The following is a 13,884-nucleotide window of genomic DNA, read 5'->3' as shown; positions in this document are numbered from 1 at the left end:
GCCATTCCGGTCGAGGGCTTCCGCACCGGTGAGTGCCTGTCCGCGACGTCGCTGGCGTCTCGCGTCGGCGCTCGACCGATCACAGCGTCGCACCCACCGGCTTCGTCGGTGTGAAGGTGACTTTGAGCGACTCGTAGCCGCTGACGAAGTTCGCCGGGCGCAGCGCCGGTTCGTCGGGAGTGACGAGCTCGAGATCGGGCAGCCGGTCGAGCAGTGTGTCGAAAACAATGCTCAGCTCGAGGCGCGCGAGCGAGTTRCCCAGGCAGAAATGYGTGCCCAGRCCGAAGGCGAGGTGCTCGTTCGGGCTGCGCTCGATATCGAACCGGAACGGGTCCGCGAACATCTCCTCGTCGCGGTTGGCCGACGGGTAGAGCAGTAGCAGCTTCTGGCCCTCGCGAAGCTGTTTCCCGCGCAGTGTCGTGTCCCTGGTCAGCGTGCGGGCCATGTTCCGGATGGGGCTGACCCAGCGAAGCATCTCCTCGACGGCGGTTGGCAGCAGGGCGCGGCTCGCGCGCAGCCGCTCCCAGTTCGTCCGGTCGACCAGCAGCTGGTAGAGCCCGCCGGTGATGACGTGGCGGGTGGTCTCGTCGCCGCCGATCAGCAGGAGCAGCGACTCGTAGAACATCGACTCGTCGTCGAGCCGGTCGCCGTCGACCTCGGCGTGGGCCAGCACGCCGAGCAGGTCGTCGCGAGGATGCGCGCGCCGGTCCGCCAGCACCGCGGTGAAGTACGTGGAGTACTCCGCGGCGGCGGTCATCATCTTTTCGGCGGCCTCCGCGTTGTCGAACTGACCCTGGCCCCGCATCATGTCGTCGGACCACCGCAACAGGTCCGGATACATCTCGGGCACCGCGCCGAGCAGGTCGCCGATGACGATGAGCGGCAGCCAGGCGGCGACGTCCCAGACGAAGTCGCATTCCCCGCGTTCGCACACCCGGTCGATCAGCGCGTGCGAGACGGTCTGGATGYGGGCCCGTTGGTCCTGGACGCGCCGGGGGGTGAAACCCTTGTTCAGCAGCTTGCGACGGTGCCAGTGCGCCGGGTCGTCCATCTCGATCATCATCGGGAAGCCGCTGACATCGGGCCGGAAGCCGCCCGCACTCGAGTAGATCTCCGGATTCCTGGAGACCTCGCGGACGTCCTGGTACTTGGTGATGCCCCAGATCTCGCCGTCCGGATCCCAGTGGACCGGGTCGTTGGCCCGGAGCCAGGTCAGCCCGCGATGCGGGTCGTCCCCCCAGAAGTCGCCGCTGATCAGACGGGTGTCGGGCTTGTCCTCGGGGARCTCGCCCGGCCTGTGGTCGGCCGGGGCGCGGTTCCCCGCCCCGCCGTCCGGTGTCGTGCCACCGGCCGCCGTGCTGTCAGTCGTCGTGCCGCGAGTCGCGGTGCTGTCCGTCGCCATCAATCCCCCACGGGCCGGCGGTACGAGGCGTCGTCAGTTTACATACAACACACAGACTGATAAGTACGTCGGTGACACTGGCTGGCAAGTACGTCATAGGCGGCCCGCGCGTTCAAGGGAGCGCGTGACCGACGCCGGGCGGCCGGCGGGTCAGGCACGCGCCCGCTGAGGGCCAGACCAGGCGGAGAACCCGTCGAGCCCATGACGGCTACGGGGGAGCTGGCACGCCCTGATTCAGGCGAGCCCGTCGACCATCCGCTCTACGCCCGGTTCGGAGTGCCCTCATCCGCGCCGACCGTGGTGAGGGACCGGTCGCGATACGCGGAGGGGGTCTCTCCCGTCCACGCCCGGAAGGCACGGGCCAACGCGCTCGCGCTACCGAATCCGACCGTGGTGGCGATCTGGCTGACCGACATCGTCGACGTGCTCAGCAGAGCCATGGCCCGAAACAGCCGAGCCTGCCGAAGGTGCTCCTGCCAGGTCTGGCCCAGGACGAGAGCGAACCGTCGACGCAGTACACGTTCGGAGATTCCGACGGCACGGCACACCGCCGCGGACCGGGCATCGGCCAGGTGAGCGGCGGTATAGGCGATCACATCCCGGACGACGGGATCGTCCGAGACCGGCAGTGACAGCGGCGCCTCGTACGCGAGCTGGCGGCGGACGACGCCGGCGAGCGCGGTGAAGAAGCCGCTGGCCTCCGCGTCATCGTGGGTCCGGYCGATGTGCCACCGGGTGGCGTACCTCATCATCTCGCGCAATACCGGCGGCACCGGAATGATGGCGGCCCGCGCGTGCGGAAAATGGAAGGCGGCCGGGTCGAAGAACACCGCGATGGTGGTCACGTCCCTGAGCAGGGGCGAGTGCTCGACTCCGGCGGGCACCCATGCCGCGTAGGACGGCGGCAGCAGGTAGTGGGTGGTGGGGGTGCGGATCTCGGCGCAACCGGATACGGCGTACTCGATCTCGTGCAGGTCGTGGCGATGCCAGTACGAGATGGCATCGGTGGCGTGGTGTTCGACCGTGCCCGCGGCCACGGCGACGTGCCGACGCATCGCGATGAGCGGCGCGGCGGTCGCGGCGGTCGCGGCGGTCACGACGCGATCGTAGGTCCTCTCGTCATGCTCCAGAGCGCGGCCGGATCGGTACCGAGGAAGGCCGTCCAGGTCGTACATCCGCGGTCTCTCCTGCCTACAGTCGGTTGGGTCCGATGGCCACACGTCCGAGGTCTCGAGCGGACCCGGCGTCCTGCCGTGGACTCAACCCGGTCRGTCAGCGTGAAGCTGGGCGGCCGTCGACTCGCCTACCTGGAGGATCGAATGCCGCCGAGCGGGGTGTCACACGTGGGTCTTACGGTGACGGATCTGAATCGAAGCTGCGCCTGGTACGCCGAGGTTCTGGGCTGGAAGGAGCTGCTTCGAGACCGTGGAGACACGACGTCCTTCGCGCACGGTGTTCTTCCCGGCGGGCTGAGCCTCGTCCTGCGCGAACACGACCAGCGCGTCGTGGAGCCGTTCGACGAGAAACGTCCCGGGCTGGATCATCTTTCGTTCTCCGTGGAGACAGAGGCCGACCTCGACGAGCTCGAGAAAAACCTTACCGCGGTGGGTGCCTCGTTCACGCCGAAGCGGGAGCTGCCCTATGGCTGGCTGCTCACCTTCCGCGACCCGGACAACATCGCGCTCGAGGTCATGCTCGGCCGGTAGCAGGCCGAGCATGACCTCGCGGATAGCGGACCGGGGCCACCGGTCCGCTATCCGTGCTGCTGCGACGCCGCGGCCTCGGGCCGGAGGTCCTCCAGCGAGAGCTGGTGCACGGGCGCGTCGTGAAGGGCGATCTGGCGGGTGACACGCAGGTCAGGCCCGACGCGGAGGAGCTCGCCGGGTTCCATCAGGCGCCAGGCAGGACTGTCGTCCATGCGCTCACTCGCGACCACGAGCGCGGGAACGTCGGCCAGGTCGCGGGAGTGGACGCGCATGTGGCCGGCGGTGCCGCTGTGGTCGAGATGCCGGTCGCCGTGATGGCCGCCGGCGCGGCGTTCGAGGACGTACAGCGGGTGGGTGTCGGGATAGCGCAACGCCCACAGCCCTCGCGAGGTCGTGATGATCATGTTGAGGGCATACAGGGGCAGGCGCTGGGCGACCCAGCGGGCGGCGCGGGCGATGCCGGCGGCCACGTCGCCGCCGGCCGATCTGATCTCACGGGTGATGAGGGCGAAGAACCGCTCGGAATCGGTGTCGCCTTTCACCGCCGACAGGTCGGCGCCGARCTCGGCGTCCAGCTCGGTCAGGCCCTCGATTACCCCGTTGTGCGCGAACAGGCGACCTTCCTGTTCGAAGGGGTGGGTGTTGCGTTTTTCCACTCCTCCCGTGGAGGCGAAACGGATATGGGCGAGGAATGTCGCTGACTCGACCTGCCTGGCCGCCTCGGCGAAACTTCGGTCCTCGTAGGCGGCGATGGGTGCCTTGAGTAGCCGCGGGGAGCCATCCGCGTCGAAGTAGCCGAGCCCGGTGCCATCCGGCTCACGCCTGCTCTGGTCGCTGAGGCTGTCGGGGGCGTCGAGCAGCCAGAAGGTGGCGCGAGTACGCCGCGGCGAACTACTCATACCGAACAGACGACACATACGCTATCGCGCTCCTCGCCGGAATCCGGGTGGCCGGTCCCAGCGGGTGACGGCCTTGGCTACCGGCACCCTGGCACTTCCCGCTGGCATCGGCCCGCGTGAGTCGGCGCACGAGCCTTTCGTGCTGAGGCGGCGGTTCGGCCCGCCGGCTGACTCACTGCCGGCTGACTCACTGCCGGCCGGCCCACCTCCAGCCGACCACCGAAGACCGTCCCATCGCGGACCGGGCCGTGCTCGCCTGCCCGGCCGGCGTGCCGTGATCCGCCTGACCCGGTGCGTCTGACCTGGCCCGTCCGCGGTCGGCCGCCCGCGTCGCCGGGTGTTTTACCCGCCTGATGGTGGTAAGTCCCGAACGTGCAACCCTGGAGTTCACGAACCAGACATGAACAGAACACCCGGGGTCCACGCTCACGCCGGCCCGCGCGGCCTGGCGTGAGCGGCGGCGGCGGCGAGGCGAGCGGGCGAGCAGGAGGAGCGCGATGAGCGCGGCGGTGGTGGGTGCCGGGGGGCAGGAGACGGCGGACAGGGGCTCGTCGCCGTCCGCCGACGAGCCGCTGGGACGGGCGCGGTCGCTCGGTCGGTGGCTCGGATATGTCCTCGGACAGGCCCTGCTGCTCGCTGGGCTGTTCAAGATCTACCGGCTCGGGCGGCAGCTCGCGGCCGGGCACGAGAGCGACGCGCTGGGGCACGCACGGGAGGTCTGGCATCTGGAACGGGCGCTCGGCCTGCCGAGCGAGGAGTCCGTGCAGCACTTGGCCCTCCACTCGACCACGCTGGTGGAGCTGGCGAACCGGTTCTACATGTATGTCCATTTCCCGGCGTCGATTGTCTTTCTGGCCTGGGTACTGCTGCGCCACCGTGATCACTGGGCCCGGGTGCGCAACGCGCTGATCGCGCTGACCGGCGCCGCGCTGGTGATTCATCTGGCCTACCCGCTCGCGCCCCCGCGTTTCCTGTCCGGGGTGCTGCCGGACGTCGGCATCGTCGACACCGGCCGGCTCATCGGCCCGTCGCCGTACCCGTCGCCGACGGGCGGTTCGGCGAACCAGTACGCGGCCATGCCGAGCATGCACGTCGGCTGGGCGATCCTCGAGGCGTGGGGGGTCGTCACGATCCTGCGGTCCCGGGCGCGGTGGCTCGCGCTCGCCCAGCCAGTCGTCACCACGCTCGTCGTCGTGCTGACCGGCAACCATTACTGGATGGACGGCATGGTGGGCGGCCTGCTGGTCGTCGGCGCGATCTGGATCACCACGCCCGGCCGAACCAGCCAGCTCGCGGCGCGGCTGCCCACGACGCCGTCGGTGGCCGTCCGGCCGGCCACCGCGACCGCGGCCGGTCCGGTCACCGCCCGTCCAGCGGATGCCACGCGAGCGGGGGCGCCGGGCCGGCGAGAGCTCAGGCCGGGAGGACCGCCACAGCCATGAAACGGCCGCACGGGCGGGTCGCTCGGTCGGAGAAGAAGATGTCCGTCGAGGTCCTGGTGTCGATGGCCATGTCGTGGATGTTGGCGTCCTTGACGCCGGCGGCGCGCAGCTGGATGCGCAGGCCACCGACGACGTCGAGCGTGCAGTGGCCGGGGCGGGTCGGCGTGAGAAGGCCCGCGTCGCCGAACGCGGCCGTGACCTCCGCCGCCTGCGCGTCGCCGATCTCGTAGCTCGCGGCGCCGATCGCCGGGCCGATGCCGACGAGCAGGTCACCGGGCTCTGTGCCGTAGGTCGCGGTCATCGCCTCGATCGTCCTCGGCAGCATGCCGAGCACGGTGCCGGCGCGGCCGCAGTGCGCCACTCCGATCGCCCGGCGGCCGCGGTCGAACAGCACCACCGGAGTGCAGTCGGCCCCCGTGATCGCGAGCGCGACGCCGGGCAGGTCCGTGATGAGCGCGTCGGTCGCGGGGAACGCGGCGACCGAGTCCGCCGCACCCTCATGGCCGCGGCCGGCCAGCGCCGGGCCGACAACGGCCACCCGGTTCGTGTGCCGCTGGTCGGGCACGGTGAGCCGGTCCACGCCGAGCGCGTCGGCGACCCGTCGCCGGTTCTCCAGCACGGCCTCGTGGTCGTCCCCGACGCGGTCCCCGAGGTTGAGGCTCGCGTAGCTGCCCGAGCTCACTCCGCCGTGCCTCGTCGTGACGACGGCGGTCACGTCGGCTCCGCTGAAGGGGAATGGCCGCGGCGCGAGACTCGGATCCACCCGCTCACTGTAGTGACGCCGCCGCCGAGCCGTGCCGGAGATGTCAGCCTCGCGCGCACTCGTCAAAGGCTCGCCGAAACGCCGCCGACCGGTCGCGGTAGTCCGCGAAATGCCCAAAGCTGGGTGCCGCCGGGGACAGCAGCACGATCCCGTCCGGCGACGCCCAGGCAAAGGCCGCGCGCACCGCGGACCGCAGATCGTCGTGATCGGTGACGGGAGGGGTGCCGTCGACCGCCTCGATCGCCGCCCGGATGCGCGGACCGCTGTCCGGAAGCGTGTGGACCGCGGTCGGGTGCTTTCGGTCACGCAGCGCGACCCCCAAAGGGGCATAGTCGATCTGCCGGTCGTAGCCGCCGACGATCAGCGCTATGCGGCGACCCGGAAACGAGTCGAGCGCCGCCAGGGTCGGAAGGACGTTTGTCGAGAGGCTGTCGTCGACGAACGTGACGCCGCCGGCCTCGCCGATCAGGTTCAGGCGGCTCTCGAGGCCCTCGAACCCCCGGAGGGCGTCCTGAAGCGCCTCGTCCCGGTCCGCGCCGGCCACCCCCATCGCTCGGACGCAGGCCGCGGCGATGAGGACGTTCATCTGGTTGTGGCTTCCGGGAAGCTTGATCGAGCGGATCCAGGACGGCGAAGCCTCGGCCGACGAGACCCATAGAACCCTGGGACCCAGCAGTCCGCTCCGATCCCGGATCAGCTTGTCATCGCCGTTGGCGACGGTCAGGTCCGCCCCCGGCTGCCGGCAGACGGACAGCTTGTCCCTGTAGTAGTTCTCCGGCGATCCTCCGTGCCAGTCGATGTGGTCCTGCGAGAGCGAGGTGACCGCGACGACCGGAGGTGACACGCTCACGTCCGTGGCCTGGTAGCTCGACGTCTCGATGATCCAGCAGTCATGGCGTTCGTGGTCGACGTTGGGATCCCAGGGAGGCAGCCCGATGTTGCCTCCCACGAAAGGGGATTTTCCAAGCCCACGCAGCATGTGGCCGACTATGGCCGACGTCGTGCTCTTGCCCTTCGTGCCGGTCACGCAGACCACCTGGGAAAGGTCGCGCTCCTCCAGCCAGAGGGCGAGACCTCCGACGATCGGGATTCCCTTGTCCGCCAGCGTGCGAAATCTTGTGGAGTAGCGGGTGACGCCCGGCGTCTTGATGATGACGTCGCAGTCCGCGAGAGCCTCCAGGCCGCCGCGGTCGAAACTCATGACCGGCACGCCGCCGCCTTCGACGTCGCGGTCATCAACGATCACCGCCGGCGTGGTTCCCATCGCCTGAAGGCGGGCGACGCTCGCGCGGCCCTCCGTGCCGAATCCCCAGATACCGACTCGCCGGCCGGAGAGGTCAGACCACCTCAGTCGCGGACGCGTAGGTGTCGGGTACAAAGTTCCGTCCGATGGGGCGGAGTAGCTCTTCGACACCGGTGGCCGGCTCCCCTAGTTCGTTGTCGATGGCCTCCAGGACGCGCTGCCCTTTCCGCCTCGGGTTCTTCACGGCGAGCTTCACCGCGGCTATGCACTCCCGCTGGTCACCCACGCACTCGAACGGCTTGGAGTCCGGCATCGTCCCGACCAGCGTCCGAAACCGGTCCAGCAGCTCCACGCGATCAAGCGGCTCCGTGCCGGAAAATACCTCGCGCAGCGCTTCGGGCTCGATGAACGGTGCCAGGATCAGGTCTATGAAGCAGCATTTGTCGCATTCGCCGCACCACTTCTCGTACCGGTCCTGTGGCTTGAGCGCGAAGGCCCTGTTGCAGCTTCTGAAGGTGTGGTGATAACGCTCGAGTGACGAGAATATCTCGGCGATCTTCAGCTCACTGAACGAGCGCAGGCGTGAGAAGTACTGGAGTCCGTCTCCCAGGCTCTCGGACACGACCTCGCGGAAGAGCGTCTCGAACTCTTCCGACTTCGACCACTGATGGTTCACGGGCGTGCCGTCACGAATCACGGTCGGGGACGACGCCGACCATTCGTTCGACATCACGACCGCGTCGCGGCCACCGAGGACCGCCGCGAGCACGGCCGCCGCCGACAGGACGCCGGTGACCGGGACGTGGCCGTTCAGATAGCCGGTCCTGCTCGTCGGCGCCAGGACCTTCGGGTCGAGCTCTCGTTCCGCCCGCACGATCGGCAGGCCGGTCACCGCGGCGGGAGCCTCGATCGCGGAGAACCTGTCGTTCCGTCGATTGACGATGAACAGGGCGGCGTCCGTGCTGTACGGCGCCATCAGTTCCGTCGTGACGATCGAGTCGATTCCGCCGCCGAAGGGAATCAGCGGCCTGCGGCTCACACTCCGGTAACGGCCGGGGGAGGGGTCGCGAAGATCGCCGCTGAACTCGATGTCGCTCAGGTCGAGCCGGTTCTTGAAGGCATACTCACCAAGGCCGTGAAAGTAATACGCCCGGAGAAACCGCTCCTCGATCTTGGACATCCCGGCGGGCCCGAGGTCGATGATTCGAGCGGCCGTCGTCTTGTAGTAGGAGACGCCCGCGGCCAGGAACAGTATTCTTGCGGCCGCCCGCACCTCCGGCCTGTCCCAGCCGCCGTCGGGCGAGAACGTGAACACCTCGGTGAAGTCGTCGGTGTCGGTGCTGTACCTACAGCGGACGGTACCCGTGCCGGCATCGATGTCGAACCCCTGGTAGACGAACCGGTCCCCGCGCGGCGGCCCCTCTTCTCCAACCTGGCGGATAACCATGGGCAGACTACTCATCGACTACCTCCACCTTGATTGCCGCGCAAGCTTCTACCTTCCCATAACCGACGTCAGGTAGGTCCGCAGTCTAGGAGATGGTACCGGATCTTGCTGGTCAGGCCGGATGCCGGATCTTGCTGGTTGGGCCGGCTCGCGGGGCGGAGTCTTGGGTCAATAGGAGGGCCYGCGCCTGATCAATAGCGTGGTGGACGGAGGCCCCTTGTCACGGTGGGTGACGATGGCCGGGCGTGCGGATTCGGGTGGAGCGATATGTCCGACCACGCTCGGGTGCCCAGAATGTGGGTGCCGGAAGGGGAACCCAGGCAAGGAGCGAGCGATGGCAGTGCCACCCGTCGACGGATCGGGTTCCCGTCGCGGGCTCCCGGCGGCTCTGCGCCGGTCCCTGGTCGACGTGGTCGGCGAGGAGCACGTGCTGACGGACTCGCGGACCGCCGGGTACTCGGTCGACTGGACCGGCCGGTACCGAGGCCTCACCCCCGCCGTCGTCCGGCCGCGGGATACCGCCCAGGTCGCCGCGGTGCTCGCGCTGTGCGCCACGGCGGCCATGCCCGTCGTCCCGCAGGGCGGCAACACCGGCCTGGTCGGCGGCGGGGTGCCGCGCTCCGGCGAGCTCGTGCTGAGCCTGGAGCGCCTCGACCGTCTCGGCCCGGTCGACCGGGACGCGACGCAGGTGACGGCCGAGGCCGGTGTGACTCTCCAGCGGCTCGCGGACGCGCATCCCGACCTGGACTTCGGGGTGGCCATCGCCAGCCGCCACAGCGCGACCGTGGGCGGCGCGATCGCCACAAACGCGGGTGGCCTGCGCGTCCTGCGCTACGGGCCCATGCGCGCGCAGATCCGGGGCATCGAGACGGTGCTGTCGGACGGCACGGTCCTGTCGCACCTGTCAGGGCTGGTCAAGGACAACACGGGCTATGACTACCCGAGCCTGCTGGCCGGTTCGGAAGGCACCCTGGCGGTCGTCACGAAGGCGCGCCTGCGGCTGGTGCCGCGCCCGCGCGATCCGGTCGTCGCGCTCCTGGGGCTGCCGGGGTTGGCGGACCTGCACAGCCTGGCGGTCAGGGCCGTCCGAGAGATCCCCGGGCTGGTCTCGGCGGAGTTCTTCACCAGCACGGGGCTCGACGTCCTGCTACGGCACACCGACCTGACGCCGCCGCTGAGCGTGCCCACCGACGCCTATCTGCTGCTTGAGGTCAGTGACGCCGGCGCGATGGAGGCCCTCGCAGAGCTGGCCGGCGACCTGCCAGCCGCCGTCGCCAGCGGCGCGGCCGAGCGTGCCCGCCTCTGGGCGTACCGGGAGCGCCATCCCGAAGCGGCGGGTTTCCTGGCGCCGCCCCTCAAACTCGACGTCTCGGTCCCGGCCGCCCGCTGGGTGGAGCTGGCCACGCGTATCGGCGACGTGGTGGCCGCCGTGGACACAGGCGCGCGGGTCATCACGTTCGGCCATGTCGCCGACGGCAACGTGCATGTCAACATCGCCCCGGGCGCCGAGGCGGACGGCCGGCACCAGGACGCGGTCTTCGGTTTCGTGGCCGACCTGGGCGGCTCGATCTCGGCGGAACACGGCATCGGCGCGCTGAAGGCCGCCTGGCTGCCGCTCTCCCGTACAGCCGCCGAACGGGCACTCTTCGCCCGCATCCGCGCCGCGTTCGACCCAGCGGGAATTCTCAACCCCAGCGTCCTACCCCGCTGAGGCGCCTATACCGGTCCCTGACGCCGAGGCCTGGTGACCGTCGGGTAATCGAGTGGGTTCGAGGGCGGTGGTACCGCTGGGATATCGTCCGTGCCGACAGCTTCCTGGTCTTGAGCGGGCCTGGACGGGCGGGGTCTTCACTGGGGGTGGCGTGGTCGGCATGCCATTGGCGGCCCCGCTCGACGAGTTCGATCCGTCTCGGCTCGGCCCCTATGTTCTGCTGGGCCGGCTAGGTCATGGCGGCATGGGCAGCGTCTACCTCGGCCGCCGCGCCGAAGATCACCTCGCGCCCGGCGGAACTGGCTCCCAAGCTAACGGACCGCTGGTAGCGATCAAGGTGATCCGGCCTGATCTGGCGAGCATCCCGGAATTCCGGAGACGCTTCGAGCACGAGGCCAGAGCCGCTCAGCGCGTTCACCATGCGTATACCGCCGCGGTCTTCGATGTTGACACGTCGGGCAGCCGGCCTTATCTGGTGACCGAGTACATCGACGGGCCGACGTTGTCCGCGCGGGTTCACGATCAGGGGCCGTTGTCCGCGACCCAACTGGAATGGTTCGCCAGGGCGGTCGCTGCCGCATTACGCGCGATCCACGAGGCCGGTGTCGTCCACCGCGACCTGAAGCCCGGCAACATCCTGCTGTCACCGTTCGGCACTCGTGTCATCGACYTCGGTATCGCGCRCCCTCGACGCGAGTTCGCTGCAGACCCAGGGCATGATTGGTACCCCCGCGTACATGGCACCGGAGCAGGCCCTCAACCAGGTCGTCACCGCCGCCGCGGACATCCATGCCTGGGGGGCGGTACTGGTGTTCGCCACGACGGGCTATGCGCCGTTTGATGGCGCGACGATCCCCGCGGTCATGCGCCAGATCATTGAGGACATACCAAATCTCAAGGGTGTTCCCGATGTCCTGCGTCCCCTCGTCGCCCACGCCATGGCGAAGAGCCCTGCCGACCGCCCCACCGCGGCTGAACTGCTCGACTACCTCGGCGATGCGTATTTCGCGGCCGCCGCGGCCTCCGGTGCGGCCTACCAGCTGGCTTCCTCTGCCGAGGCCGTACCTGCTGCGCGCGAGCCGGTCACGCTGACGCCGGCCACGGTCACCCTCTCGCGCGTGAAACGAAGACCGAATGGCGGAACGGGACCGACACCGCACAGGCGCAGAGCGGCCGGGCGGCGGAGGACCCGCAGTTCGCCGATTCGGTCCTGGCTGGCGGGCGGGCTGCTTGTGCTGCTGCTGTCGCTCGCGGGACTGAGCGGGTTTACGCTGCATGAACAGGTAGGCGCGGCCCGCGCGGCGAGCCAGGGCAAAACGGCGGCCGAGTTCATCGTGAAGGTGAACGCGCTGGTGCGGGCGTTGTCCCAGGAGCGCTATGCGTCGTCGGCATATATCAATTCGGATTATCACGCGCTCGCGGCGGAGACCGCGGCCTCCCGCACACCAGTGGACCGGACCTATGCCGAGGCTAGGAGCGCGACCGTCTCGTTGCCGGACGACGCACGTCTGCGGGCCGCCGTCGGCGCCGCCATGACCGAGACCGGCAAGCTGCCCGAGCTGCGTCGCCAGATCGACACACACGCCCTGAGACGTGGCACGGGTTCGGATGTCTTCAACGGCATCGTGAACGCCTGGCTCGCCGTCACTCCGGCCCAGTCCGGTGTCGGCACGACCGACCCCGAGGTGGTCCGCACCGTCGCCGCCCTGACGGCGATCAGCAACGTCGCCGAGCAGTCGGCCCAACAGCGCGGCTACATCAGTAGCCTGCTGATCCTGCACCGCCTCGACCCAGACAGCTTCGGCCTTATCCGAGCAGCGAGCGGCGCCGAGGCGGCGTGGGTCAGCCAGTTCGACGTCTACGCCGACCAGAACCAGCGCCAGCTCTACGACCAGATCGTCGGACCGACGCTCGGCCCGGTGGCCTCGTTGCAGAACCGGGCGCTGCGCGCTGTGYAGACCGGTGAGACCGCCGACGTCACTGGGCCCGACTGGCTGTCCGCCGCCAACGCCAAGATCGACCAGCTACGCAACCTCCAGGCGCAGATCGCCGCCGACCTCACCGACCGCGCTGACTCGCTCGCGTCGTCGACACGGACCAAGGTGTGGCTCGCCGCCGGGACCACCGCGCTGGCCATCACGCTTGCGGTCGCGCTGTTGGCGCTGTTGGCGTTTCGCGCGGCACGCCAGCAACGGGCGCAGCGAGTCGCCGCTGGGAGGACGGAGCGGCAGGCGGAAGCGCAGGCGAGGCTGGCTCATCGAGCCGGCCACATGAGGTAGCTGAGCTGCTGGCCGGCCCAAGACGGCACAGGCGCGACGGCCAATCCTGACCGCCAGTCAGACGAAGCATCGCCCCAGTCGTCGTCGTCAAGCCCCACCATGTCGATGATCTTGGCTGAGCCGCGAACCCGCTCCGGTCCCAGCCGCGATGGGCGACGCATTCTCCGAATTGTCGCGCGTCGGACGACGCAACGAGCCCATACCGGGCGCGACGGCGCGCTCGACACGGCAGCGATCATCAGTTATGGAGAGTCATCGAATCATCCATTCAGGAGCTCTTGGCTCGGGCGATGACCTCCTCGGGGGCGAGCGGGCTGGCCGGGTGGTGGCTGAGGCACAGCGGTGTGGTGAGTCGCTGGAACGGGACGCCGTCGCTGACGGCGTAGAACTCGCCGACGCCGAGGTGGCCGATGTCGGGGGCGTCGCCGCCCATCACCTWTGCCATCTCCTGGGCTGTGTCGATCTGGACCGGCGAGTTCAGCCGACCGAAGAACTGGGTCGCCGCGTTGCCCGGGATTCGGTTGTGGAGCCCTTTCGGGGCCTGGGTCGCGAAGACGAGTCCGAGGCCGTATTTGCGGACCTGGGGTAGCTGTTCAGCTGGCGTCGTAGCTGATTGTGCTGGTCATCAGACGGGTTGTGCCGCTGGTGGTAGCCAGGGGCCGGTGGTGAAGAGCCGGGTGAGGGCGTCGAGGGTGTCGAGGCCCCATTTGCTGGCGGTGGACAGGTAGGACTGGACGATCGCGAAGTCGGCGAGGCCTTCCAGGGTGCGCCAGCAGCCGCCGGAGGCGCGTTGTTGGACCTTGACCGGCCGGACGTCGCGCTCCGCGAGATTGTTCGAGAACGGGACCGTCAGGTCGGTGGCGAACCGCAGGATCAGGTCCTCGTAGGCGCGGAACCGGCGGATCAGGGTCCGGGCATCGGCGGCGAGCGGGTTCCGTTTCCCGTGGTTGTCGGTCTCGCCGCGGGCGAGTGCGCCGAGGTAGTGGTTGCGG

The 13,884-nt window shown here is 69.2% G+C and carries 12 protein-coding genes and 1 pseudogene; 5 read left to right on the top strand and 8 right to left on the bottom strand.

Features of this window, described 5'->3' with window-relative positions:
• Window positions 1-79: 79 nt before the first annotated feature.
• Together BL253_RS21345 and BL253_RS21340 are read right to left on the bottom strand one after the other, a co-directional pair.
• Window positions 80-1,402, bottom strand: coding sequence for a cytochrome P450 (locus tag BL253_RS21345; RefSeq protein WP_241834981.1), 1,323 nt, complete (start codon window positions 1,400-1,402; stop codon window positions 80-82).
• A gap of 260 nt (window positions 1,403-1,662) precedes the next feature.
• Complete coding sequence (locus BL253_RS21340; RefSeq protein ID WP_241834980.1) at window positions 1,663-2,499, bottom strand: helix-turn-helix transcriptional regulator; 837 nt, start codon at window positions 2,497-2,499, stop codon at window positions 1,663-1,665.
• A gap of 222 nt (window positions 2,500-2,721) precedes the next feature.
• On the opposite strand from BL253_RS21340, the gene BL253_RS21335 reads away from it, so the two are divergent.
• Complete coding sequence (locus BL253_RS21335; protein ID WP_076818909.1) at window positions 2,722-3,108, top strand: VOC family protein; 387 nt, start codon at window positions 2,722-2,724, stop codon at window positions 3,106-3,108.
• 47 nt (window positions 3,109-3,155) lie between these two features.
• Here the strand turns inward: BL253_RS21335 and BL253_RS21330 are convergent, their stop codons facing one another.
• Window positions 3,156-4,025 (bottom strand): class II glutamine amidotransferase, encoded by an 870-nt coding sequence (locus BL253_RS21330; RefSeq protein ID WP_076818908.1) that lies wholly within the window; start codon window positions 4,023-4,025, stop codon window positions 3,156-3,158.
• Between the two features lie 479 nt (window positions 4,026-4,504).
• Between BL253_RS21330 and BL253_RS21325 the strand changes: the two genes are divergently transcribed.
• Window positions 4,505-5,449 carry a phosphatase PAP2 family protein gene (locus tag BL253_RS21325; RefSeq protein WP_081438531.1) on the top strand — a complete coding sequence of 315 codons (945 nt, stop codon included), beginning with the start codon at window positions 4,505-4,507 and terminating at the stop codon, window positions 5,447-5,449.
• Here the strand turns inward: BL253_RS21325 and BL253_RS21320 are convergent.
• The 3 genes from BL253_RS21320 to BL253_RS41845 form a co-directional block, all read right to left on the bottom strand.
• On the bottom strand, window positions 5,421-6,164 hold the full coding sequence (locus BL253_RS21320) for a purine nucleoside phosphorylase YfiH/LACC1 family protein (RefSeq protein WP_076818907.1): 744 nt from the start codon (window positions 6,162-6,164) through the stop codon (window positions 5,421-5,423). The two genes, BL253_RS21325 and BL253_RS21320, sit on opposite strands and share 29 nt — an antisense overlap.
• Window positions 6,165-6,255: 91 nt before the next feature.
• Entirely contained in the window at window positions 6,256-7,626 is a 1,371-nt protein-coding gene (murD, locus tag BL253_RS21315; RefSeq protein ID WP_081438529.1) for a UDP-N-acetylmuramoyl-L-alanine--D-glutamate ligase, read from the bottom strand.
• Window positions 7,550-8,917, bottom strand: coding sequence for a MurL-like N-terminal domain-containing (locus BL253_RS41845; protein WP_131831536.1), 1,368 nt, complete (start codon window positions 8,915-8,917; stop codon window positions 7,550-7,552). The genes murD and BL253_RS41845 overlap by 77 nt, the downstream gene beginning before the upstream one ends.
• Before the next feature lie 319 nt (window positions 8,918-9,236).
• On the opposite strand from BL253_RS41845, the gene BL253_RS21310 reads away from it, so the two are divergent.
• The 3 genes and pseudogenes from BL253_RS21310 (at window position 9,237) to BL253_RS21300 (ending at window position 12,892) form a co-directional block, all read left to right on the top strand.
• On the top strand, window positions 9,237-10,613 hold the full coding sequence (locus BL253_RS21310; RefSeq protein WP_081438527.1) for an FAD-binding oxidoreductase: 1,377 nt from the start codon (window positions 9,237-9,239) through the stop codon (window positions 10,611-10,613).
• 160 nt (window positions 10,614-10,773) lie between these two features.
• Window positions 10,774-11,542: pseudogene (locus BL253_RS44810) on the top strand (serine/threonine-protein kinase); the annotation flags it as partial.
• A gap of 9 nt (window positions 11,543-11,551) precedes the next feature.
• The gene (locus BL253_RS21300) at window positions 11,552-12,892 is read left to right on the top strand and encodes a nitrate- and nitrite sensing domain-containing protein (protein WP_241834998.1); all 1,341 of its coding nucleotides are present in this window, start codon (window positions 11,552-11,554) and stop codon (window positions 12,890-12,892) included.
• Window positions 12,893-13,160: 268 nt separating this feature from the next.
• Here BL253_RS21300 and BL253_RS45860 read toward each other — a convergent pair whose 3' ends face one another.
• A complete protein-coding gene (locus BL253_RS45860; RefSeq protein WP_198946342.1) occupies window positions 13,161-13,325 on the bottom strand; it encodes a hypothetical protein in 165 nt (54 codons plus the stop codon).
• A gap of 192 nt (window positions 13,326-13,517) precedes the next feature.
• Window positions 13,518-13,884: IS66 family transposase (locus BL253_RS21295; RefSeq protein ID WP_158230388.1), on the bottom strand; the 367-nt coding region annotated here is incomplete at its 5' end.

This window comes from Pseudofrankia asymbiotica, assembly GCF_001983105.1.
In the GTDB taxonomy this organism is placed as follows: Bacteria; Actinomycetota; Actinomycetes; order Frankiales; family Frankiaceae; genus Pseudofrankia; species Pseudofrankia asymbiotica.
This window is presented reverse-complemented; position numbering and strand designations above follow the sequence as displayed.

Bases quoted from the DNA above. Each gene is read 5' to 3' on its own strand.
- BL253_RS21335 (WP_076818909.1), top strand. From the start codon at position 2,722: ATGCCGCCGAGCGGGGTGTCACACGTGGGTCTTACGGTGACGGATCTG.
- BL253_RS21310 (WP_081438527.1), top strand. From the start codon at position 9,237: ATGGCAGTGCCACCCGTCGACGGATCGGGTTCCCGTCGCGGGCTCCCG.
- BL253_RS41845 (WP_131831536.1), bottom strand. From the start codon at position 8,917: ATGAGTAGTCTGCCCATGGTTATCCGCCAGGTTGGAGAAGAGGGGCCG.
- BL253_RS45860 (WP_198946342.1), bottom strand. From the start codon at position 13,325: ATGGGCGGCGACGCCCCCGACATCGGCCACCTCGGCGTCGGCGAGTTC.
- BL253_RS21325 (WP_081438531.1), top strand. From the start codon at position 4,505: ATGAGCGCGGCGGTGGTGGGTGCCGGGGGGCAGGAGACGGCGGACAGG.